Origin of the sequence: Streptococcus sp. LYSM12 (assembly GCF_004569635.1) — a bacterium.
Taxonomy (GTDB): domain Bacteria; phylum Bacillota; class Bacilli; order Lactobacillales; family Streptococcaceae; genus Streptococcus.
This window is the reverse complement of sequence record NZ_SPOZ01000018.1, coordinates 15076-39354: the sequence shown is the minus strand read 5'-3', so window position 1 is coordinate 39354 and position 24279 is coordinate 15076. Positions and strand designations below refer to the sequence as shown.

Annotated in this window: 16 protein-coding genes; 4 read left to right on the top strand and 12 right to left on the bottom strand. The window is 41.6% G+C overall.

Annotated features, from left to right (window positions below; all coding sequences use genetic code 11):
• Window positions 1–294 precede the first annotated feature (294 nt).
• From E4T79_RS07040 to E4T79_RS07025, 4 genes are all read right to left on the bottom strand, one after another.
• Entirely contained in the window at window positions 295–699 is a 405-nt protein-coding gene (locus E4T79_RS07040) for a TM2 domain-containing protein (protein ID WP_135028971.1), read from the bottom strand.
• 213 nt (window positions 700–912) lie between these two features.
• Complete coding sequence (locus E4T79_RS07035; protein ID WP_135028969.1) at window positions 913–3609, bottom strand: cation-translocating P-type ATPase; 2697 nt, start codon at window positions 3607–3609, stop codon at window positions 913–915.
• A gap of 190 nt (window positions 3610–3799) precedes the next feature.
• Window positions 3800–4186, bottom strand: a complete 387-nt coding sequence (locus tag E4T79_RS07030) for a DUF1934 domain-containing protein (protein WP_135028967.1) — start codon at window positions 4184–4186, stop codon at window positions 3800–3802.
• On the bottom strand, window positions 4183–5076 hold the full coding sequence (locus E4T79_RS07025) for a sulfite exporter TauE/SafE family protein (protein WP_135028965.1): 894 nt from the start codon (window positions 5074–5076) through the stop codon (window positions 4183–4185). The genes E4T79_RS07030 and E4T79_RS07025 overlap by 4 nt, the downstream gene beginning before the upstream one ends.
• Window positions 5077–5181: 105 nt before the next feature.
• Here E4T79_RS07025 and E4T79_RS07020 point away from each other — a divergent pair, with 105 nt between their 5' ends.
• From E4T79_RS07020 to E4T79_RS07005, 4 genes are read left to right on the top strand one after another with little or no spacing between them, the layout of a single operon-like run.
• A complete protein-coding gene (locus tag E4T79_RS07020) occupies window positions 5182–6489 on the top strand; it encodes an HD domain-containing protein (protein ID WP_135028963.1) in 1308 nt (435 codons plus the stop codon).
• Window positions 6486–7295, top strand: coding sequence for a sugar-phosphatase (gene yidA / locus E4T79_RS07015; protein ID WP_135028961.1), 810 nt, complete (start codon window positions 6486–6488; stop codon window positions 7293–7295). The genes E4T79_RS07020 and yidA overlap by 4 nt, the downstream gene beginning before the upstream one ends.
• Window positions 7295–8509, top strand: a complete 1215-nt coding sequence (locus E4T79_RS07010) for an aminoacyltransferase (protein WP_135029017.1) — start codon at window positions 7295–7297, stop codon at window positions 8507–8509. The genes yidA and E4T79_RS07010 overlap by 1 nt, the downstream gene beginning before the upstream one ends.
• Before the next feature lie 11 nt (window positions 8510–8520).
• A complete protein-coding gene (locus E4T79_RS07005) occupies window positions 8521–9681 on the top strand; it encodes a peptidoglycan bridge formation glycyltransferase FemA/FemB family protein (protein WP_135028959.1) in 1161 nt (386 codons plus the stop codon).
• A gap of 417 nt (window positions 9682–10098) precedes the next feature.
• Here the strand turns inward: E4T79_RS07005 and E4T79_RS07000 are convergent, their stop codons facing one another.
• The 8 genes from E4T79_RS07000 to lysS form a co-directional block, all read right to left on the bottom strand.
• Window positions 10099–12915: a GBS Bsp-like repeat-containing protein gene (locus E4T79_RS07000; protein WP_167752646.1), complete on the bottom strand. Its 2817-nt coding sequence runs from the start codon at window positions 12913–12915 to the stop codon at window positions 10099–10101.
• A 101-nt stretch (window positions 12916–13016) separates the two neighbouring features.
• A complete protein-coding gene (tpiA, locus tag E4T79_RS06995) occupies window positions 13017–13769 on the bottom strand; it encodes a triose-phosphate isomerase (protein WP_135028955.1) in 753 nt (250 codons plus the stop codon).
• A 150-nt stretch (window positions 13770–13919) separates the two neighbouring features.
• Window positions 13920–15116 carry an elongation factor Tu gene (gene tuf, locus E4T79_RS06990; RefSeq protein ID WP_067089207.1) on the bottom strand — a complete coding sequence of 399 codons (1197 nt, stop codon included), beginning with the start codon at window positions 15114–15116 and terminating at the stop codon, window positions 13920–13922.
• A gap of 123 nt (window positions 15117–15239) precedes the next feature.
• On the bottom strand, window positions 15240–16208 hold the full coding sequence (locus E4T79_RS06985) for an anti sigma factor C-terminal domain-containing protein (RefSeq protein WP_135028953.1): 969 nt from the start codon (window positions 16206–16208) through the stop codon (window positions 15240–15242).
• Window positions 16189–16659: an RNA polymerase sigma factor gene (locus E4T79_RS06980; protein WP_135028951.1), complete on the bottom strand. Its 471-nt coding sequence runs from the start codon at window positions 16657–16659 to the stop codon at window positions 16189–16191. The genes E4T79_RS06985 and E4T79_RS06980 overlap by 20 nt, the downstream gene beginning before the upstream one ends.
• 1171 nt (window positions 16660–17830) lie before the next feature.
• The gene (gene ppc / locus E4T79_RS06975) at window positions 17831–20527 is read right to left on the bottom strand and encodes a phosphoenolpyruvate carboxylase (protein WP_135028949.1); all 2697 of its coding nucleotides are present in this window, start codon (window positions 20525–20527) and stop codon (window positions 17831–17833) included.
• 37 nt (window positions 20528–20564) lie between these two features.
• Window positions 20565–21785 carry an FtsW/RodA/SpoVE family cell cycle protein gene (locus E4T79_RS06970; protein WP_135028947.1) on the bottom strand — a complete coding sequence of 407 codons (1221 nt, stop codon included), beginning with the start codon at window positions 21783–21785 and terminating at the stop codon, window positions 20565–20567.
• Window positions 21786–22754: 969 nt separating this feature from the next.
• Window positions 22755–24245, bottom strand: coding sequence for a lysine--tRNA ligase (lysS, locus tag E4T79_RS06965; RefSeq protein WP_135028945.1), 1491 nt, complete (start codon window positions 24243–24245; stop codon window positions 22755–22757).
• Between the last annotated feature and the right edge of the window lie 34 nt (window positions 24246–24279).

Below are 24279 nucleotides of genomic sequence, written 5' to 3'. Positions count from 1 at the left end.
TCTCTATGAATAGTATAATTTGTCTATTTGTAAAGCACCATTTTCATCATCTAGCAGTTTACTTAAGGGATATTGCTATAAAAAATGAGATGCGGTGTTCTTGCTTTTTAGAAAACAAGAAATAGTAAGGTTCAAAAAATGCAAGTTACATGCTAAAGAAACTCGGTGGGGCTATCCTGACATCGTCTTGAATTTCAAGCTCTTATTCGGACATTTCCTCTTCGTTTACAGCGGGCATTTCTGCACTTCCGCATTTTCAACCACTGTCTCCAACGGAGTTGAAGCCGATTTAGTTCACGACTGCCGGATCATTTTTACTTGATTGATTTGCCACATAAAGCGCTCAAAATTCGCCTGCTTACAAGCTTTCATAATCAAGAAACAATCAATCACTTTCCAGATGTAGGCACCAAGTAAAAGGAAAAAACCAACCATAATAAACAGGGTTACATAACCAATAATCGTCAAGGCAAGCTTGGCAATCCCTAACTCCTTATTGCCGGTGTAAAAACGATCCACTCCGAATTCTCCAAGAAAAATGGCAAATAGCAAAGCCGTAACCGGACTTTTGATGTCGGTCATCAGTAGCATCGTGATAGATTCCTCGTCCAACCGTTCCAATTCCTCTTTGATAGTAGGCAGGGTTTCGGGTGGAAAAGCATTCATATTGGCCATTAAAAAACTTTGAGCGTAGTTCATATGTTCTCCTAACTTATTGAAAAACGACTTTCGTCTTTCTATTGTATTCCCATTATTCTACCATTTTCTAGCACCTCTTGTCCACAAATATTCCCTCTTCTATTAAAAATTCGTTCTCATACAAACCAGCCTGAATAACAGGAATAATCTATAAATACAAATGCGAAAATAGCTGCCTTTCGGCAGCTAGTACATCTTAATCTGAGACTCAAGTTAGATTGCGTTTTTATCCATCCCTAATTTTCGTTGAATGAATTTGATTATTTCTACAATAATAATCATGGAGAAGCTTCCGATAAGGACAACAGCCCATTGGCTAAGATCCAGATGAGTCACATGGAAAATCGCTTCTAATGGCTCAATCACAATCGTTGCTGCCAAGAGAATAAAGGAGACAAGAATGGACCAGTTAAAGGTTTTAGACTTAAATGGACCAACTGTCAAAATAGACTGGTAAACAGACTTGACGTTATAAGCATGGAAGAGCTGAATCAAGCCGAGCGTTGCAAAAGCCATAGTAAGCGCATCAGCATGAATCGCCTTATCAGCCATATGGACTGGATTAGCAATCGCATAGCCATACACTCCAAGTACCAAGGCACCTTGTAGCAATCCTTGATAAATGATCGAACTCATCACACCGCCTGAGAAGAAACTTGACTTACGTCCACGAGGTTTATGGCTCATAACACCAGGTTCAGCTGGCTCAACACCAAGAGCAATAGCTGGGAAAGTGTCTGTCACCAAATTGATCCATAAAAGATGAACGGGTTGAAGAACATCCCACCCCAAAAGGGTGGCAAGGAAAATGGTCAAAACTTCTGCAGTATTCGCTGAAAGGAGATATTGAATGGTTTTTTGGATATTGGAGAAGACTTTCCGTCCTTCTTCAACGGCTACGATAATAGTTGCAAAGTTATCATCAGCAAGAACCATATCAGACGCACCTTTTGAAACCTCTGTACCTGTAATCCCCATACCGATACCAATGTCCGCTGTTTTAAGAGCTGGCGCATCATTTACACCGTCTCCTGTCATAGCAACAACCTTTCCTTGGTTTTGCCATGCTTTAACGATACGCACCTTATGTTCAGGCGACACGCGCGCATAGACCGAGTACTGACCGACAACCTTTTCAAATTCTTCATCGGACAAGTTGTTTAACTCAGCACCTGTCAAGACGTGGCCCTCTGTATCATTAGCCTCAATAATGCCAAGACGTTTTGCAATGGCTTCTGCTGTGTCTTGGTGATCACCTGTAATCATGATTGGACGGATACCTGCTTCTTTTGCAACACACACAGCTTCTGCAGCTTCTGCACGTTCAGGGTCAATCATCCCAATCAAACCAGCGAAAGTCAAATCACTTTCAAGCGTTTCGGTTGTGATTTCTTCTGGAATACTGTCAATAATCTTATAAGCACCTGCAAGGACACGGAGGGCTTGATGAGCCATTTCAGAGTTGTTGGCCTTAATAGCTGTTGCCACTTCCTCCGTCATTGGGCGAACTGTTCCGGCTGTATCCACCATGCTTGAGCGATGTAAGAGTTGGTCTGGCGCACCCTTGACTGCCACAAAAAATTTTCCATCTGGCAATGGATGAACTGTTGACATGAGCTTCCGGTCTGAATCAAATGGTAACTCTGCCACACGAGGGTATTGGGCTAAGAAGTCTTTGACATCATATTCCTTATCAAGTGCGTATTGGACAAAGGCTGTTTCTGTCGGGTCCCCAATCAACTTACCGTCCGCATCAATCTTAGTATCGTTAGCAAGAACGACTGCTCCGAGAAGGGGCAAATCAAGACCAGCTTCAATCACTACTTCCTTGGCATCAACCAAGCAATCGTTGTAATAAAGTTTTTCCACCGTCATCTTGTTCATCGTCAAGGTACCAGTCTTATCAGATGCGATAATCTCAGTGGATCCAAGTGTTTCTACCGCTGGCAATTTACGAACAATCGAATTTCGTTTGGCAAGCACCTGTGTTCCGAGCGACAAGACAATGGTTACAATCGCTGGTAAGCCCTCTGGAATTGCTGCTACCGCAAGAGCAACCGAGGTCAACAACCCTTTCAGTGGATGCTCCCCACGGACAAAGACCGCAACAGCAAAAGTAATAGCTGCAATAACCAAAATCACATAAGTCAAAACTTTAGACAAGTTGTTCAAATTTTGCTTAAGTGGTGTGTCCGTTTCATCCGCTTCCTGAAGCATGCCTGCGATATGACCGACCTCAGTAAACATCCCCGTATTAACTACTACACCAAGTCCACGACCATAGGTCACATTAGAATTTTGGAAAGCCATATTGACACGGTCACCGATTCCTGCATCTTCTGCTACTAGCACGCGGACATCTTTTTCAACAGGAACAGATTCTCCAGTCAAAGCTGCTTCTTCAATCTTCAAGGAGTTGGCTTCAAGCAGACGCATATCTGCTGGCACAACATCTCCTGCCTCCAGACTGACGATGTCTCCTGGTACCAAGTCTTTTGACTCAATCTCTGTCATATGACCATCCCGCAAGACACGCGCAGCTGGACTAGACATGGACTTGAGTGCTTCAATAGCTTCTTCAGCCTTGCCTTCTTGATAAACACCAAAAATAGCATTGATGATAACCACAGCCAAAATGATAATAGCATCTGCAATATCCTCACAGCCAGATGTCACGACGGATAAAATCGCCGCAATCAGCAAAATGATAATCATCATATCCTTAAACTGGTCTAAGAATTTAGTTAAAAGCGAGCGTTTTTCTCCCTCTTCTAGTTCATTGCGACCATAAACTTCAAGACGTTTCTTCGCTTCGCTGCTGGACAAACCTTGCTCGTTCGCATCTAGCTCACGCAAAACATGATCTGCATCTTGGGTGTAAAAAGCACGACGCTTTTGTTCTGTTGACATGTTCTTCTCCTTCTTGTCCCTTTTTGAAAACACAAAAAGAGACTTGTTTTATTCAAACAAGTCTCGCTATTTCATACAAGGCCGGAAATTTCTTTCGGATTGACGACCTTGTAACGGATACTTCCGTCAGCTACTCCCTTGATATGTTGAACATTATAGCAAATGTTGAACCTATTTGCAAGGATTTTTTCTAGAAACTCCCCCATTTTATCTTCAAATGATAGCGGGCTAAATCTTGCCCAGTCTGAGGAATTTGAAGCGCATAGCGAATAACCACTTGCTCCCCCTCTTTTTGATAGGTGTCTGTCACTACATTAAGAATTTGAATGCCGACTGGTGTTGCAATCCGAGTCGTTGTTATTCCCTTATCACTAAACCGCATGACAGACGTAGGCTCAGAAAAGCGTGTCATAGTGCAATCCTTGTCACTAATTTTCAAAACGACACTTTCCTTTTCTTCGTTTTGATAAGTCAGATAGAGAACATCGCCTTTTTCAACGACTTCAACATCACGAATTTCCTCCACCACTTCCACTTCACCGTCAAGATTGATGTTATTTTGAATGACTAGCTTCATTTTTTCTCCTTTATAGGTGATACAAATGATGAACTCAACAAGGACAAGCCTGTATAAGATGCAATAAAGACCACGAGCATTTTCAGATTATTGACATCTAAGCTACTCAAAAACTTAGCCGCTAATAACACGCCAAAGACGCCTCCAACAATAATCCCAAGAACACCCGGCCAATGAACTCGACCTGACTTGATGAATTGCTTGGCTCCTGCCGTCATAATCATAGCCGCGTTTACCATCATAACAGGCAAGGCAATAGCTGGACTGATTCCCATGAGTGAAAAGAAAATCAACTCAGGAGCATAATTGCCCAAGCCCATACTCATCAACATACCAATGATAAAGTCAAAAATAACTCCAACCAATAATTTCCAGCCTGATAAGCCATGCACATCATCGGTCAAATCAGCTCCAGGATTGGTCACCATACGATAAACCATAAAAAAAGCTGCAATGACTAGCAAAATCCCTAAAATCCGCTGAACTTTTTGAGTGTCCCAATGCTGGGTCACTCTTGCTCCAACAAAAGCCCCCAAAAAGGCTGCCGTCGCCATGGCTACCAAGGTCTGCAAATCAACCTGGACAATGGTGACAAAAAGTAAGGCTTCCACTAAAACGGGAATGATATGGGCTGTTGTCATAGTCGCAGGAATCTTTCTATCATCTTCCACTAGCTTGGTCACCTTAAAGAGGGTTGTAGTGGTCGCAAAAGTCCCGATTCCCAAAGTATCTAGTAAATCAGTGATAAAGCCGATACCAAAACCTGTCCAAAAACGTTCCCGAAGATCAATTCGGTATTTTTTAGCATAAGAAAAGATAGTCCAAGCTATCCATACTATCAGCCCTACCAACAGAAACTGAATAAAACATACGATTATCTGATTTGTCATAGTTCTATTATAATATGAAACCTTTCTTTCGTAAACAGCTTTTGACTCGAAACCATCAAATAGTTCACAACAGCACAATCGTTGTTTTTTTGATATAATAAAAGAATGAGTGAGAAAGTATTTCGTGACCCTGTTCATAATTATATACTTGTAGATAATGAATTTATCTACAACTTAATCAATACTAAAGAATTTCAACGGCTACGTCGCATCAAGCAACTAGGAACGACATCCTATACCTTTCATGGTGGTGAACATAGTCGCTTTTCGCATTGTCTGGGAGCCTATGAGATTGCACGGCAAATTGTCTCCACTTTCGAGAGCAAGTACGCAGCAATCTGGGACAGCAACGATTCGCTCTTGACCATGGTTGCTGCTTTGTTACATGATGTAGGACACGGAGCTTATTCACATACCTTTGAGCGATTATTTGATACAGATCACGAGGAGATGACCTGCCAAATCATCACACATAATGGGACTGAAATCAATCATCTATTACAACAAATTGCCCCTGATTTTCCTGAAAAAGTAGCCAGTGTCATCCGCCATACCTATGCCAATAAGCAAGTGGTACAGCTGATTTCCAGTCAGATTGATGTCGACCGTATGGATTATCTCCTCCGTGACTCCTACTTTACAGGAACCAATTATGGGCAATTTGACCTCACACGGATTTTACGCGTCATTCGTCCGACAGAAAACGGGATTGCTTTTAAAGAATCCGGCATGCACGCAGTAGAAGACTATGTGCTCAGCCGCTATCAAATGTATATGCAAGTCTATTTCCACCCTGCCAGTCGCTCTATGGAGGTCTTACTGCAAAACCTCCTCAAACGAGCAAAAGTCCTGTATAAAGATCAGCAAGATTTCTTTAAACTATCTTCTCCACGGTTGATTCCTTTCTTTGAACAACGGTTTGACTTAAACGACTATCTGTCCTTAGACGACGGTGTCATGAATACCTATTTCCAATCGTGGATTGATGGTCCAGACAAGATTTTATCCGATTTAGCCCAACGCTATGTGAACCGCAAGGTCTTCAAATCCATTACCTTTGATCCCCAGACCGAAGCACATCTTTCCATCTTAGAAGCGATTGTCAATCAAGTCGGCTTTGAACCTAGCTACTATACAGCCATTCATCACAATTTTGACTTGCCCTATGACATTTATCGACCAAATGCCAAGAAAAAACGGACCCAGATTGAAATGGTCCGCAAAGACGGTAGCCTGATTGAGCTTTCACAGCTCTCTCCTATTGTCCATTCTTTGGCAGGAACGGTTCACGGCGATAGTCGCTTCTATTTCCCGAAAGAAATGCTGAGAGAAAGTAGCATCTTTGCCCCACAAAATGCCACTTTTTTAAGCTATATTCACAACGACCAATTTAGTTATGGAGAACACAGATGAATATAAAACTTATAGCCATTGACATTGATGGCACTCTATTAAATAGCAAACATGAAATCACTCCCGAAGTGTACCAAGCCATTCAAGATGCCAAACAAGCAGGCGTAAAAATTGTCATTGCTACTGGACGCCCAATCTCTGGTGTCAAACGCATTTTAAGCCAATTAAACCTCTTAGACAAGGGAGATTATGTCATCACCTTTAACGGTGGACTAGTCCAAGAAACAGCGACAGAAAATGATGTCATCAAAGAAGGCTTAAGCTACGAAGACTATCTGGAATGGGAATATCTGTCACGCCAACTAGAACTTCCAATGCACGCAAGCTTAAAAGACGGTCTGTATACAAGCAACCGCAACATAGGAAAATATACGATTTATGAAGCCCAGTTAGTTGATTCACCTGTCTTTTATCGAACACCAGAAGAAATGGCGGATAAGGATATTATCAAGATGATGCTAGTGGACGAGCCTGAAAAGCTTGATGCTGCTATTGCACAGATTCCAGTTGCTCTTACGAAACGCTTCAATGTTGCAAAATCAGCACCTTTCTACCTAGAAATAACACCTAAAACCGTTAACAAAGGGGAAGCTATCAAGCAACTCAGTGCCTTACTAGGACTAACCTTAGACCAGACCATGGCTATAGGCGACCAAGAAAATGACCGCTCCATGCTAGAAGTCGTAGGCACGGCTGTCGTGATGGAAAACGGTAGTCCTGATATCAAAAAAATCGCGACTCACATTACCAAATCAAACGATGAACATGGAGTTGCACATGCTATTAGAGAGTGGGTATTGAATTGATGTACACATACAAGATAGGTATCTCGGCAGAGGAACACGACGCTTTTGTTAAACAACATCCGCAAAACAATCTCTTACAAAGTAGCTCTTGGGCGAAAGTAAAGGATAACTGGGGCAACGAACGCGTTGGTTTTTATCAAGACCAGACACTTGTTGCAGTTGCCTCTATCCTCATCCAACCCCTCCCATTGGGCTGGACCATGATGTATATCCCCCGCGGTCCGATTATGGATTATACAAATCAAACATTGGTTCGCTTCGTCGTAAAGTCATTGAAACAGATTGCTAAAAAATACCGCAGTGTTTTTATTAAATTTGATCCCAATCTCCATTTAAAGCAATATCATATCGGTGAAACAGTTGATGAAAAACAAGAAACCTTGACTGCAATTAACTCTCTGATAACAGCAGGTGCTACTTGGAGCGGCCGCACACTTCAGATTCAAGACAGTATTCAGCCACGGTTTCAAGCCAACGTCTATACCACAGAGCAGATTGTAAATACCTTTCCCAAACATACCAAACGCTTGATGAAAGATGCACAGACACGAGGCGTCATCAGTTACCGCGGTACCAGTGCTGATTTAAAAGAGTTTGCTGCAGTCGTTGCCCTAACTGAATCACGTAAAGGGGTATCTCTCCGAAATTACGATTACTTTAAAAAAATGTCAGATATCTATCAAGATGACTTGTATCTTCATTTAGCAAAGGTCAATATCACCAAACGACTAGCAGAATACAAAGAGCAGTTAGCTAGCATTGAAACAGAGCTAGCTACAACCGAAGCACATCAGAAAAAACGCTTAACCAAGCTCAACCAGCAAAAGGCATCTGTCGAGAAATACATCAAGGAATTCGAGGGATTTGCCTCCATACATCCTCAGGAAGTCGTGATTGCAGGAATCTTATCAATCCGCTTTGGCAACGTCATGGAGATGCTCTATGCTGGGATGAATGATGATTTCCGAAAATTCTATCCTCAGTATTCTCTTTATCCTACTGTATTCCAAGAAGCATTTGAAGATGGGATTGTCTGGGCCAACATGGGAGGCGTAGAAGGTAGTCTCGATGACGGCTTGACCAAATTCAAGTCCAATTTTAACCCAACTATTGAAGAATATATCGGTGAATTTAGTCTAGCTACTTCACTTCTCTCACCATTGTTTCAACTTGCCTATACCATTCGTAAAAAAATACGTAATAACCATTCCTAGAAAGGAGATACATGTCGTTTACAATACTGACAAAAGAAGAATTTATCGCTCATACCGCCCAGGCATCACGTCTCTCCTTTATGCAAACTCCTGAAATGGCAGACCTATTTGCCAAACGTGGAGCAGAAGTTGACTATGTAGGCTATCGCGCTACTACAGGCGAGATTGCTGTCTCAGCCCTTGTCTATACACTTAAAATGGCAGGAGGGCTCCACATGGAGATCAATGCTGGTCCTGTCTCTACTGATGCGACCTACATAAGGCCCTTTTATCAAAAACTAAGGTCCTATGCTAAGACAAAAGGAGCCTTAGAATTAGTAGTTAAGCCATACGATATTTATCAACAATTTGATAGCTATGGAACAGCAGTCAGTCCTGAACAGACAGACCTAATAGCAACCCTGACAGACTTGGGCTATCAATTTGATGGACTGCAAACTGGCTATCCCGATGGAGAGCCAAGTTGGCACTATGTCAAGGATCTCTCAAGCCTTGATACCCAGAGTTTATTAACTTCATTTAATAAAAATAGCCAGCGTAATATCAAAAAAGCCAAACAATTAGGCATCAACGTTCGAGCACTCAAACGCCATGAATTGGATACATTTGCCCAACTCGTACAAGAAACTGGAAAGCGCCAAGGCTTTTCAAGTAAGGATCATTTGTATTACCAACACTTTTTTGATAGTTTTCAGACCAAAACAGCATTTCTTGTTGCTGAGATTCAGTTCACAGAAGCAATCAAACAGCTCCAAGTAACTCTTACTACTGCTAGCAGTAAGCAAGAAAAGACCAGTATCGAAAAAGCAATTACCTTGCTAAAGCCCTTTGCAGAGCACTACGGAGATGAAATTGTCCCACTTGCAGGTGGCCTTATGATTTACCTTCCATCAGAAGTAACCTATCTATTTGGCGGATCAGCTGCCAACTTTCAAAAGTTAGCAGCTCCTTTCCTCCTGCAATATACTGCCATGCTCCAAGGCATTGAAACTCAAGTACCGACTTACAACTTCCTTGGTATTAGTGGTCTCTTTGATGGATCAGATGGCGTCTTGCGTTTCAAACAAAACTTTAATGGAGCAGTCTTTCGTCTGACGGGAACTTTCCGTTATTACCCACATCCACTCAAGGCTAAATTCCTAACCCTGGTTAAAAAAATACTAGGTAGATAAAAAAGACAAGAGTATGGCTGAAGTCGTCATTTGATAAAAATCGACTTCCCTCACTCTTTTATTTTGTAGTTCTAACTAAGGAAGATTCGCTGGGGGACAATCGATACTCCATGAAAAATCATACTCATTTATAGTCCTTTAGTTTATATTTTTTATTGCTTCGTTAACTCGTCTTGCTGTACCATTGAGAAAAGTTACACTTTTCTTATCTGTCACTTGAAATAGTTATCAACTATTTCAACTACCTGCGACTCCTTGCCTAGTACTAAAAATAAACGAAACGGCTATAAAATCAAAAATAGCAAAAATCGCTTCATATCAAGGTCTTTCAACCTTTGATTTAAGCGATTTTTCGTTTGTATATTTTCAAATTCAGGCTTTTTAATCTGCCTATTTGTCACCTTGTTTTTAAAAATCCTAATCTGTAAAACGACCAGTATAGTCAATATTCACATCAAAGACATGTCGACTTGGTAGTAACTGGGCTGTTGAAGTATACTGCCAAGCTGCTGTACCAGCATGTAATCTCATACTTTTGGCTTGGTCAAAGGTCATAGTTTGATAAGGATATTGTGCTACCCAGAAATTGCGAAGTCCAAATTGCCCTGTCTGAATCGGTCCAGCATATCCCAAGGTATTTACATCAATCCAACTAGCACCCGTATAATGAATCAAATTATCGTAACCCAGACGGCGCATCTCTGCTTCCCATTCTTTCATATTGGCATTGATATTCTTGCGAGTCTTTTGCTCCTCAATATCATTGACCATGACAGTATTAGCTGATAGACCAAAGCGCTTAGCTGCTGCAACAAAGTATGCAGCCTCGGCTTTAGCTTCTATTGGAGTTGTGAAATGGGAATAGTGATAGGCTGATACTTTCAAACCTGCTTGTCGTGCATTGGAAATCTGAGAAGAGGCATAGGGATTGGTATAAGAAGTTCCTTCTGTTAACTTGACGACAACCCCACGAATTCCTTGATTCTTTAGATGTTGATAATCTGACACACTCAAATAGCCATTATGGCTACTTACATCAATGAAAGCCGTATTGGATCGACGACTCACGTTCAACTGTGTCTTGACTCCGCCTACTCCATAATGCTTTCCTTGATTCAAAATATAGACATGCGCATGATAGGTCCCCTCTTCAAACTGGTGATTTCCCGCATAGACCGCCACCTTGTAGGACCCATCTACTTGCTTAGTAGCCTCATACCAGATAATATCGTTTTGTCCATTTACCTCAGCCCAAACAGGTACATAGACAGCATCTACAGTAGCAGAGGCACGGAGATTAGAGATATGAACCTCAAAGCTTCCCTCTACTTGATTCAACTTTTGAACCGCTATATCTGCTCGTGCTACTACATTCGTTATGCTAACTGTTGTCCGAGTTGTGCCAGCGCCTACTCGTACGCCATCTGTGTACTGAACATGCCAGTGAACATGGTAAACACCTTGATCATAGCCATGGTTGCTCGGATCGATCGAAACCCTATAGAGTCCATCTCCTACCTTGGTAGCTTCATACCAACGAAGATCGTCTCGTCCACCTTTGGCAGACCAGACAGGTACAAAAATACGTTGAATTTCTTTGGGACTTCTCAGGTTGGAAATGACTACATCAAAGCGGCCATCTGCTCCATTTTGATTTTCAATAGCAATCGTTCCACTAGGTTTAGTAGGCAGAGGAAGATCAGCTCGTGCTGTGCCGACCCCCTCTTGGCTACCGTCTTCATAGCGATAGTAGTAATGCACATGGTAGCTACCTGTCTCACGATTGTGGTTCTCATTGCGAACCTTGACATAATAAGTCCCATCTGCTTGTCGACTTGCCTCATACCACCGTAAATCATCTTGACCATTTTTACTGGTCCAGACAGGAACACGTACGCCTTGAACTGCTTTCGGAGCACGAATATCACGGATGACTACATCAAAGGTCCCGTTATTGGCATCAATCTGCTGGATTTCAATCTTACCACTAGGTTTGGTAAGCAGAGGAAGATCAGCTCGTGCTGTGCCGACCCCCTCTTGGCTACCATCTTCATAATGATAGTAGTAATGCACATGGTAGCTACCTGTTTCACGATTGTGGTTCTCATTGCGAACCCTGACATAATAAGTCCCATCTGCTTGTCGACTTGCCTCATACCACCGCAAATCATCTTGACCATTTTTACTGGTCCAGACAGGAACACGTACGCCTTGAACTGCTTTCGGAGCGCGAATATCACGGATGACTACATCAAAGGTCCCGTTATTGGCATCAATCTGCTGGATTTCAATCTTACCACTAGGTTTGGTAGGCAGAGAAAGATCAACTTGAGCCGTACCGACCCCGTCTTGGCTACCATCTTCATAATGATAGTAGTAATGCACATGGTAGCTACCTGTCTCACGATTGTGGTTCTCATTGCGAACCCTGATATAATACGTCCCATCTGCTTGTCGACTTGCCTCATACCACCGTAAATCATCTTGACCATTTTTACTGGTCCAGACAGGAACACGTACACCTTGAATTGCTTTCGGAGCGCGAATATCACGGATGACTACATCAAAGGTCCCGTTATTGGCATCAATCTGCTGGATTTCAATCGTGCCACTAGGCTTTATTTCTGCTGCTTCAGCTAACTCTTGTCTCAATTCTCGAGGAAATCTCCTAAGAACTGGAGCTTTCTCAGACTCCGTTTCTTTCTCAAACTGAGGCAATTCTGGCTGATTCAACTCAGGTTGACCTGGAACTTGAGATAAGTCTGGGCTAGTATCTATTTGACCAAGACTAGGATCCGCCTTTGTTTCTCTTTCTTCGGGATGATGAGACCATTCAAAAGAATACTGCCCCACTACATCTTGCTGACCATCTTCTTTCTCTGTTCGGATTTCTATATAAGAAAAAGAACCAACTTCAGCAGGACCTGTCCTACTTAAGAGAGCTTCATAAGTTCCTGTTTCAGTCAAGGTAAAATCAACTGTTTCTGCCTGTTCAGATTGTTCAGCTTGATTCCAGACATAACCTTTTAGCTTAAGATCGACTTCTGATACATCTGCTACTACAATCTTGACTTGCTCTCCTACCTGCTCTAGCTGCACTCGCCCTTCTCTTTCCCCAAACTTAACTGCTAAATCTTGGGTTGGTTCCAAACGAAGAGTTTCAGCAGCTATTGACGGAATGGCAGCAAATCCTAAGAAGAAAGCCATTACAATCAGTATCGCCTTATATTTCATTTTTATTCCCCTATATTTATCATCAAAAAAAGAGTTGGATGTTCGCTCTTTCTTCTTACGAAAGCGCCACATTCCAACTCCTCAACGATTGTGATGCTCTTTTAAAACTCAAGCAAAGCAAGGAAACTTTCTGGATCGAGTGAAGCTCCACCTACAAGTGCACCATCCACATCTGGACAAGCCATATACTCTGCTACGTTCTCAGGTTTTACAGAACCACCATATTGAACACGCACTTTGTCAGCTACATCTTGACCAAAGTCTTTTGCAACCACATCACGAACTGCTTTACACATTTTTTGTGCATCATCTTGAGTAGCTGATTTACCAGTACCAATCGCCCAGATAGGCTCATACGCAAGTACCAATGAAGCAACTTGTTCACCAGTCAAATCTTTAAGTGCAGCGGACACTTGTGCGCCTACAAATTCTTCCGCTTTCCCAGCTTCGTATGTTTCAAGAGACTCTCCACAACAGATGATTGGAGTCATACCGTTTTTAAAAATAGCATGTGCTTTTTTGTTGATGTCTTCGTCTGTTTCATGGAAATAGTCACGGCGTTCTGAGTGACCAATAATGACATAATCCACTTCAAGTGCTGCAAGCGTTGCAGGGCTATTTTCTCCAGTAAAGGCACCAAAATCTTCAAAATAGCAGTTTTGTGCTGCAACTTTCAATTCAGTATTGTGAACACCTTTTTTCATCCCCTCAATGAAAAGAGCTGGCGCACCAATGACAGTTTCTACGCGTTCACCTGACGGAATTTTTGTTTTCACCGCTTCGATAAATGCACGCGCCTCTGCTGCTGTTTTATTCATTTTCCAGTTTCCTGCGATAATTGGTTTACGTGACATTTCACATACCTCTTCTACTTTTATTTTCAGTGTATATTCTATCACAAATTACAAGAGAAATAAAGCGTTGAGCGATAAAAAAAGAAAACCTTGCTTCTGCAAGGCTTTCGGTGTCTGTTTATAATTGTTATTTCTGGGAACGTAATCGAATTAAGCTTCGATTTCTGTAACCATACCTGAACCAACAGTACGTCCACCTTCACGGATAGAGAAAGTAGTACCTTGTTCAACGGCGATTGGGTGGATCAATTCAACATCAATAGTTACATTATCACCAGGCATTACCATTTCAGTACCTGCTGGCAATTTGATTGAACCAGTTACGTCAGTTGTACGGAAGTAGAACTGTGGACGGTAGTTGTCAAAGAATGGAGTGTGACGTCCACCTTCTTCTTTAGTAAGGATGTAAACTTCACCTTTAAATTTAGTATGTGGGTTGATTGAACCTGGTTTAGCGATAACTTGTCCACGTTCAATTTCGTCACGTTGTACACCACGAAGAAGAACCCCAACGTTGTCTCCTGCAAGACCCTCATCCAATTGTTTACGGAACATTTCTACACCAGTAACAACTGCTTTAGAAGTTTCTTCTTTGATACCAACGATTTCAATTTCGTCATTGACACGAACAGTACCACGATCGATACGTCCTGACGCAACAGTACCACGTCCAGTGATTGAGAACACATCCTCAACTGGAAGAAGCAATGGTTTGTCAGTGTCGCGTTCTGGTTCTGGAATGTACTCATCAACAGTGTTCATCAAGTCCATGATGATATCTTCAAATGCTGAATCACCTTCAAGAGCTTTAAGAGCTGAACCTTGGATAACTGGAAGGTCATCACCTGGGAAATCGTATTCTGAAAGAAGGTCACGGATTTCCATTTCAACCAATTCAAGCAATTCTTCATCGTCAACCAAGTCCACTTTGTTCATGAAGACGATCAAGTGTTTAACACCAACCTGACGTGAAAGAAGGATGTGCTCACGAGTTTGTGGCATTGGTCCGTCAGTTGAAGCTACTACAAGGATAGCTCCGTCCATTTGAGCAGCACCGGTGATCATGTTTTTAACATAGTCCGCGTGTCCTGGAGCGTCGATATGCGCATAGTGACGTTTTTCAGTTTCGTACTCAACGTGTGCAGTATTGATAGTGATTCCACGCTCGCGCTCTTCTGGAGCAGCATCGATAGAAGCATAATCTTTTGGTTGGTTAACTGATGAAGGCAAGCGACGTGCCAATACAGTTGTGATAGCTGCAGTCAAAGTAGTTTTACCGTGGTCAACGTGTCCAATTGTACCAATGTTAACGTGTGGTTTACTACGATCGTATTTTTCTTTTGCCATTTTGGTAAAAGCCTCCAATAAAATATATTTTATAGATAGACAGTAGGCAATACAGTCTAACTTTACCTTACTATTCTATCAAATTGTAGCAGAAATGCAAGTATTTTCTAACTTTTTTCTGATTTATCCCGCATCAAGCTGATAATATGGCTGATTGGGGATAGCTACACCAATACTTGATGCAAAAATCCAATCTTGATTTTCAAGCTGTGCAAAGTCCTCTGCTTTACCGGTTAGGATAACCCCACCGAAAGTTGCCTTTCCAAGCTCTCCCTCTGAAGCAAGGTGCACTCTCACATCTTCTACTAGCTCCTCCTGCCCCATCTCTTTAAATTCTGTACTGCGGCTGAATTCTTCTAGTAATTCATAGAATTCCTGATAGGACGGCTCAAGCCATTGTTTTCTTGGAGTCCAACCAAATAGATGACTAATTGCTTGATGTGTACTATCTAAATTACTGGCACTACCAATCCAATACCAGTTTGCCTTTAGATTTTTCGGTAATTTTTCTTCTAGCTCTGCTAAGGTATATTGCTTGTCAAAACTGATAGCCACTTCTACCAACTGTCCTTTCATCTGAGCCAAATAAGGTAATTCTTGAGCAGGTTTTCGGATAATAGCTTCTGGATTATAGTTAGCCTTAGGATTGAAAAATAAGGCAGCCTTTTGATGAGATTTATAACTATAGGCTATCTCTGTACTATCTTGCTCTACAGAGGCTGGACGTACAAAAGTTGCCAGAAAATCAGGCTTCCATTTCATGACCGAAAAATTCGCTTCAATCTCTTCGTATTTAACGGAAATCCCGTCTACATCCTTTATCAGATTCGCTTCATAATTTCCGCCAAAAGGATTAGCAGATGTTACTCGAATATGATCTCGTTGCATGTTCGGAAACGCAATGGTTGTCTGTCGGTGATAATAATCATCAAGCTGATGATGCTGTTTTACGGATAAAAATGCTAAACCTAGCCAGATGAGAAAAACAGCTCCACCAGACAGCAAAATAGAACCGAAGCTGATTAAAATGGTCCTTTTCTTCCATTCTCTTCTCTTCTTCTCCGCCAATACTTCAAATGTTTCCATGGTCATATCCTTTCTGTTTAAGAGAATTTTTTAACTTTTGACGACTGCGATGTAGACGAACCTTGACCTTACTGACAGAATAAGAGAGAAGCTGTGCTATTTCAATAATCGAAAACCCTTGAAAATAAAAGAGATCCAAGAGGAGGGCATCCTTTCTAGGCAACTTCTCTACTTCTTCTAGTAAAAAATCATAATGGTCAACCTCAAAGGGAGAAAGTTCTGAGGTCTTGAAAAACTCCTGCCTTATGATTTCCATGTAACGTCTATCCCTGCGGTACTTATCGATATAGCGACGAATGGCCGAGCGATACATAAAGGCTCGGATTTTCTCACCAGGTATGGCAACAGGCATCTCCAACATCTTAACAAAAACATCCTGTACTACGTCTTCTGCCTGTTCTTTAGACACTCCTGATTTGATCAAGTAAGAGATGACATCCCTAGCAAAACCAATCAAGACTTTTTCATAATCATCTAGTTTAATCGCATCTTCCTCCCTTCTTCATTAATAAAACGAAACTAGGCCTGGAAAAGTTACAGACCTAGTGTTATTTTATCATATCTATAAAAACATAGTTTGTCAGTGAGAAACCCAAGGACAAGCCTCACACTGACAAAGCATGGCTGGAGTAGAGCTGATTGTTGCTATCACAACAATCTAGTTGCCTTTGTAGGGGTGCACGTCGAAATTGCAAGTAACTGCTGTTCGGCCGAAACGCGGTAGCTAGCTCTACTCCCTGCTTGTCTTTGGTGACGAGCCTAGCTAGCCTCCAAGGGGAGCATGTCGAAGTTGCTCGCAACTGCTGTTCAGCCGCAATGCGGTTGCTAGCTGCTACTCCCTGCTTTCTTTCGTGACGATCCTGGCTAGCCTCGCAGGGGGAGCATGTCGAAGTTGCTCGCAACTGTTGTTCGACCGCCTATTTTTACCTTGAGTTTTTGACGGGCTTGGTATCTTATGGAATTGAACTCGGGCTAAAATTCTAGTGAAAAAGAGAATTTGTCTCGTGTCCTAAGACACAACAACAATTTCCTATTTTCATACGAATTTTTACGCCCTCATATCTTGTGGAATTGAACTCGGGCTAAAATTCTAGTGAAAAAGAGAATTTGTCTCGTGTCCTAAGACACAACAACAATTTCCTATTTTCATACGAATTTTTTTACGCCCTCGTATCTTGTGGAATTGAACTCGGGCTAAAATTCTAGTGAAAAAGAGAATTTGTCTCGTGTCCTAAGACACAACAACAATTTCCTATTTTCATACGAATTTTTTTACGCCCTCGTATCTTGTGGAATTGAACCCGAGCTAAAATTCTAGTGAAAAAGAGAATTTGTCTCGTGTCCTAAGACACAACAACAATTTCCTATTTTCATACGAATTTTTTACGCCCTTGTATCTTGTGGAATTGAACCCGGGCTAAAATTCTAGTGAAAAAGAGAATTTGTCTCGTGTCCTAAGACACAACAACAATTTCCTATTTTCATACGAATTTTTTTACGCCCTTGTATCTTGTGGAATTGAACCCGCCCTAAACTCTGCGTAAAAAAGAGAAGCCTTTGCTAGACGAAACGTCTTCGCAAAGTTTCCTATTTTTACCTTGAGTTTTTGACGGGCTTGGTATCTTAGTTTACCCTGAGTTACGGAGACCGGTCGCAACACCATTGATCGTGATATGGATTAGGCTTTCTTGATCTGTACTTAGTTCACCACGACGCAGACGATTGATCAATTCAATTTGGATATAATTCAACACGTTGAAGTAAGGCATGCGATAGGCAAGACTGGATTTCAACAATGGCAATTCAGCCAGTAATTCGTCCTTTTGTTCAATTTCAAGAATGATATTCTTGGTCAGTTGCCACTCATCCAAAATCGTATAAAAGACAGAGCGTACTTCCTCATCTTCACACATTTTTGCATATTCAAAGGCAATATTCATGTTGGACTTAGATAAAACCATGTCAACATTTGATAAGAGCGATCGGAAAAATGGCCAGTTTTCATACATTGTCTGTAACTTCGTCAAATTTTCTGAATCCTTATCAATAAAACGTTTGAAGCTAGAGCCGACCCCGTACCAACCCGGTAGCATAATCCGATTTTGTGACCAAGAAAATACCCACGGAATAGCACGTAGGCCACCGATTTCTGTAATAGTCTTACGAGCTGCTGGACGCGAACCTATATTGAGGCTGGACACCTCACGAATCGGACTTGCTGCAAAGAAGTAGTCATAAAAATGAGGATTGCCAAAGACCAACTCACGATAAATATGATAGCTATCTTCGACAATACCATTCATCACCTCACGGTAGTCATCAATCTCATTGGCATCAACAATCATCTGGGTTACCATACGATTCAAGGTCGCAGATACCAGCATTTCAAGATTGTAGTATGCAGCATCCTTATTTCCATATTTATTTCCAATCACTTCTCCCTGCTCCGTCAAACGGATGCGATCGTTAATCGAGCCAAATGGCTGAGAAGTAATCGCATCGTAGGATGGTCCACCACCGCGACCAACTGTTCCACCACGACCATGGAAAAACGTAATTTTTACCCCATATTCTTGACCGATTTGAGTCAATTCATTCTGAGCCTTATAGAGGGTCCAACTAGAGGACAAATAGCCGCCGTCTTTATTGGAATCAGAGTAGCCTAGCATGATTTCTTGATAATTGTTGTGACCTGCAATCCACGACTTGGCAACATCCAACTGCAAGTATTTGCGCATGATGGTAGGGGCATTTTCCAAATCTTCAATCGTTTCAAAGAGTGGCACAATCTGCACTCGCGCGCGCTCAGCATCAAGTAAGTCAACTTCTTTTAACAATAAAGCCAGTTCCAGGAGGTCAGATACTTGCTCCGAATGAGAAATGATATGCTGCTTGATGACTTCCTCACCTAGCTTGTCTTTCAATTCACGTGCCGCCGCAAAAATTGCCAATTCCTTTTCCAACTGCTCTGATTTTGGAATATGGGTCGCAGATAAGATACGCGGATCTTCAACCAATTCTTTGAGTAAGACCTGACATTTTTCCTCTTCTGACAGGCTACTATAGTCTTCCACAATCTTTGCAGAAGCTAGTAATTCAGCTACACTTGCCTCATGAACGCTCGAATCTTGGCGCATATCGATACTTGCCAAATAAAAGCCAAAGGCTTCAATAGCCTCTAACAACTCTGTCAAGTCTCCTTTTAAGAGAGCGCTCCCCTTATTTTCTTCCAAAGATTCTTTGATAGCTATAATATCTGCCTTAAATTCGCGAACATTTGCATAACGAACATCACTTTTCTGGTCATGAATCAAGTAATCACGGGTATGAGCCAATTTCATCTGGATATAATGAAAAGCTTTTCGGTAAGGTTCATGTTCCCGATACACAGAAGTATCTGTTGATAGATCGGCCAAGGCCTGTACAGCAGGGCTAACCGCCACAACCTTGGTAGATAAAGAAAAATTGCGGTAGAGTTTTTCCAGTTGTGCGTGGTAGTAATTCATCATTACCTCACACTGAGTAAAAGCTGACAATTTCAAGGTCTCAGCCGTAACAAATGGATTGCCATCCCGGTCTCCCCCAATCCACATCCCCATGGTAATCGGATGGGGATTTATCAGCTTAATCCCTCGCTCCTCTGCAAGAGTTTTATATTCACGCTGCAATTTAGTGACCGCTTTGATAAAAGAGCTCTTGTAGTAATCCATGACATTCGTGATTTCATTGGTTACCTTCAGTTTTTTCTCACGAATCATTTCGGTCTGCATGATAATTTCTACGTAACACCGCAATTCGTCCAGCCACTTGGTTCGGTTCATAAGCCCCCGTTTGACATCCCGATAGCGGCGGAGCAATTCATGGATATTCTTGGTCAAATCAAGCATGGACTGGCGCTGTACTTGGGTCGGATGGGCAGTTAAGACTGGTACCACATTGAGATTTTCTAGAATTTCAGCCGCGTCTTCGCGCTCTGCTACCATATCAATCGTTGTAGAAATTTTTCCAAGATAATCCTGTCCCAAATTGTTTTGATGATTGATTTCATAAGCCAAATCGACATCTTCTGAAATGTTAATCAAAAGTGGTAGAACTGCGAAATAATGAGAAATAACTGCCAATTCATCATTGGTTAATTGGCTGATAATTTCCATCAACTGGCTGTAATCATCTTGTTTTGAGAGATTTCCGAGTTCGATAATCTTATCAAAGGTTTCCTCAGACATCAGTTGACGAGCTACATCTTGCAAAATATCCGTCAGAATTCCTACTTCTTCTTTGATACTCTCTTTGTTATGATAGTTTTCTAATTTTTGAATTACCATATCTTTCCTTTCTACTAGTTGTATTTCTATAGTCTTCCTACACCATTGTTCGTTCAATCTCTTCTCGAATCAACTCGCGTCTTTCGTTGGCATCGATATTCAGCACAAAGGCAATTCCAATGGAAATGATAAGCAGGCTATTTCCTCCTTGAGAAATAAAAGGAAAGGTCACTCCTGTTGCTGGAATCAAACCGGCAATCCCTCCAATATTGACAAAGGTCTGAACCAGTAACATACCTGCAACCCCAAATGCCATCATGGCATTAAAGGAATTTCTAGCCCGAATTCCCACTACAAGAATTCGCAAAATCAAAAAGAATAAGAGAGCCAAAATCAAACTTGCCCCCAAAAATCCTAATTCTTCAATCACAATCGAAAAGGCAAAATCAGTATGGGCTTCTGGTAAATAGCCATTTTTTTCAATCGAATTTCCTAAACCTCTGCCAAACCAGCCACCGTTGCTCATGGCATAGTAGGAATTGGTCAGTTGTAAACCTGATTCTGTCGCATTCTCAAAGGGATTGAAATAAGCTGAAAAACGTCTGGCAATATACCCAAAGAGTGGAATCTTGGCTACCACTTCTACACCGAGTAAGCGAATAGACCCTAGTAATACAGCAGAAGCTGAGACAATCGCTAGCAAGGCCGTCGAAAACCAGCGATAGCCTATGCCACTACTCGTGACCAAAATCATCATAATCAGGGCTACGATCACCGCATTCCCTAAGTCAGGAAGAGAAGCTACCAGACCGAGAAAGATTAGACTAACCACACGCCAATCATTGAGTTTATTAGGAATCCAGCGTCCCTTTGTCAAGGCTTGGTAATCATACTTGCGAATCTCTCCTTGAATCTTAGCAAACTGATGCGCCAGATACCAAACAATCAGCAATTTTAAATATTCAGCTGGTTGCAAACCGATGATTTTATTAGGACCAAAACGAATCCAACCGTGAGCTCCATTAACAGGAGTAAAAAAATGGGAAATGACCAGTAAGAAGCCCTCAACCAGTAACATGAGAGTGATAAAGCCCGGTTTACGTAAAAAACTCAATCTCATGCGATAAATAATATAGATTGCTACCAAACTAATAATCCAATAGCCCACTTGACTGAGCAAAAGTTTAAAAGGATTTCCAGCATTTTGAACCTGTAAGGCACTGGTCGTTGAATAAATCATAATCAAGCCAACGATAGACAAGATTAAATACGGAATTAAAATAGAATAATTCAGCAAATGCTGTTTGTCAATTTTCATCTATTCTCCTAAGCATCTTCTAGAGTATTGCTCTCATTATACCATATTTCCCTAGTGAATACGGAAAAATCTGACAATTTTAGGGAAAAGCGTTTCCACAAGTTGCCCTTACCAAACAGCAAAAACTTCTACTCTAATATTCTAGAAACATCAAGACCTAACTAGGGAGTGGGGGAAGAACTCAAGACACATAAGAAAGAGTTCGGTTTTTCTACCTGCCGAGTTCTTTCCCACTCCCTGTTCGCCCACCTATTTTCACCTTGCTCGCTTCACCAGTCTAAAATGACCGTTGAAGGTGGGAAATAAAACGGGTGAAACTTGTGTCAAATGCTCTCGTATCTTAGTGTAATTGAGCTCGAGCTACGAGCTGTGCAAAAAAGAGATACAGATGTTCTAGCTTTAGCTAGTTACAGCTATGGCTACCTTTAGATATAGTTTTCCTAGAACTTAAACTTCTGCGTCAAAATTCCTATTTTTTCAACAGTCTTGCTAGACCGTTGAAGGTGGAAAATAAAATGGGTGAAACTCATGTCAAACGCTATCGTACCTTATTTGATTTTCGCAGAGTAGACAACGGAAGAATTGATCTTGGACGGATAGTTGATAGTTGTTACATACCGAACGATTTAGCCAAAAATAAACAAAAAAACCAGCATGCATATGAACCACTCCCCTACCGTTTCCAGTGAACACTTTTGTTTTTTCACCGTCTACTTATTCAAGGGAGTATCTCAAGATACTACTGGAGTTTTGATGTCTATTCTACTCAATTCAACATGCTACTTTGTCAACCTGTCTGCGTGAACGCCTACTCTACTGTCTACGTCGCTTCCTCGCCTCTTTTTGATATTCATTCAGGACTATTATAGTCTTTTCGTTTGCTTTTATACTAGGCAAGGAGCTACAGGCTGTACTAGAGTACGACAAAGCGAGGTAAGGAAGTAATAAAAGATAAACGAAATGACCAGATTACTTCATCGTGGGAAAAAGAAGCACGTCACGGATAGTCGTTGTATCCGTTAGGAGCATGCAAAGACGGTCAATTCCGATACCAAGTCCACCTGTTGGTGGCATACCATATTCAAGAGCTTCTACGTAATCGTAGTCGATACCAGTTGCTTCGTCATCTCCCAATTCTTTGGCCTTGGCTTGCGTTTTAAAACGTTCCAATTGATCAATTGGGTCATTCAACTCGGTAAAGGCATTTCCGTACTCCTTGGTCATGATAAAGAGCTCGAACCGATCTGTAAAGCGAGGATCGGTATCATTTTTCTTAGCAAGCGGGGATACAGCAACAGGATGACCATAGACAAAAGTTGGTTGAATAAGAGTATCCTCAACAAATTCTTCAAAGAAAGCATTGATAATATGTCCAACTTCAGTATAATGTTTTTCAACAGGTACCTTATGTTCACTTGCTATCGCTTTTGCTTCTTCAAAGGTCATGTCCTGCCAGAAATCAACACCCGTTTGTTCCTTAATGGCTTCAACCATATGAATCCGTTTGAATGGTAAGTGAATAGCGATTTCTGTACCTTGATAAGTGATAGGTCCGTCTCCAACAACGGCTTTTGCAGTATGCTGAATAATCCCCTCCGTCAAGTCCATAATATCAAGATAGTCTGCATAGGCTTGATAGACTTCAATCGATGTAAATTCTGGATTGTGAGTGGCATCCATTCCCTCGTTACGAAAGATTCGACCAATTTCATAGACCCGTTCCATACCACCGACAATCAAACGTTTCAGGTGCAACTCTGTCGCAATTCGCAAGACCATGTCAATGTTTTGAGCGTTGTGGTGGGTGATAAAGGGACGCGCGGCAGCACCACCAGCTTCATTATGAAGGACAGGAGTTTCTACCTCTAAAAATCCAAGACCATCCAAGTAACGGCGAATTTCTGAGATGATATTGCTACGAGTGACAAATCTCTCAAAACTGTCACGATTGGAAATCAAATCCAAGTAACGTTTGCGATAGATGGTTTCAGTATCTGTAAGACCGTGGAATTTTTCTGGCAAGGGTCGCAGAGCCTTTGACAAATGGGTCAATTTGCGGGCATGAATGGATAATTCGCCCATGTTGGTCCGCATCACATCTCCTTCAACCCCGATAAAATCTCCAAGATCTGCCTTGTTGAAAAGTTCGTAGTTTTCCTCTCCGATATCATCCTTACGAACATAGATTTGGATTTGGCCTTCGCGATCTTGAATGTGAGCAAAGCCTACTTTTCCTTTTCCACGTTTGGTCATCATTCGTCCTGCAATAACAGCGGTAGCACCTAATTCAGCGAGGTCTTCCTTGGATTTATCTTCATACTGTGCCTTTAATTCTGCTGAATTTGCAGTACGGACAAAGCGCTTTCCAAATGGATCAATCCCTTTCTCACTGAGGGCTACCATTTTCTCACGGCGAACCAACTGTTGATCATTTAATTCTTCAAAATATTCATTTGACATAATCGTTTCATTCCTCCAAAGTCTATCCCATTTA

Bases quoted from the DNA above. Each gene is read 5' to 3' on its own strand.
- tuf (WP_067089207.1), bottom strand. From the start codon at position 15,116: ATGGCAAAAGAAAAATACGATCGTAGTAAACCACACGTTAACATTGGT.
- E4T79_RS07000 (WP_167752646.1), bottom strand. From the start codon at position 12,915: ATGAAATATAAGGCGATACTGATTGTAATGGCTTTCTTCTTAGGATTT.
- E4T79_RS07010 (WP_135029017.1), top strand. From the start codon at position 7,295: ATGTACACATACAAGATAGGTATCTCGGCAGAGGAACACGACGCTTTT.
- tpiA (WP_135028955.1), bottom strand. From the start codon at position 13,769: ATGTCACGTAAACCAATTATCGCAGGAAACTGGAAAATGAATAAAACA.
- ppc (WP_135028949.1), bottom strand. From the start codon at position 20,527: ATGGTAATTCAAAAATTAGAAAACTATCATAACAAAGAGAGTATCAAA.
- lysS (WP_135028945.1), bottom strand. From the start codon at position 24,245: ATGTCAAATGAATATTTTGAAGAATTAAATGATCAACAGTTGGTTCGC.
- E4T79_RS06970 (WP_135028947.1), bottom strand. From the start codon at position 21,785: ATGAAAATTGACAAACAGCATTTGCTGAATTATTCTATTTTAATTCCG.
- E4T79_RS07035 (WP_135028969.1), bottom strand. From the start codon at position 3,609: ATGTCAACAGAACAAAAGCGTCGTGCTTTTTACACCCAAGATGCAGAT.
- E4T79_RS06985 (WP_135028953.1), bottom strand. From the start codon at position 16,208: ATGACCATGGAAACATTTGAAGTATTGGCGGAGAAGAAGAGAAGAGAA.
- E4T79_RS07005 (WP_135028959.1), top strand. From the start codon at position 8,521: ATGTCGTTTACAATACTGACAAAAGAAGAATTTATCGCTCATACCGCC.
- E4T79_RS07020 (WP_135028963.1), top strand. From the start codon at position 5,182: ATGAGTGAGAAAGTATTTCGTGACCCTGTTCATAATTATATACTTGTA.
- E4T79_RS07030 (WP_135028967.1), bottom strand. From the start codon at position 4,186: ATGAAGCTAGTCATTCAAAATAACATCAATCTTGACGGTGAAGTGGAA.
- E4T79_RS07040 (WP_135028971.1), bottom strand. From the start codon at position 699: ATGAACTACGCTCAAAGTTTTTTAATGGCCAATATGAATGCTTTTCCA.
- E4T79_RS07025 (WP_135028965.1), bottom strand. From the start codon at position 5,076: ATGACAAATCAGATAATCGTATGTTTTATTCAGTTTCTGTTGGTAGGG.
- yidA (WP_135028961.1), top strand. From the start codon at position 6,486: ATGAATATAAAACTTATAGCCATTGACATTGATGGCACTCTATTAAAT.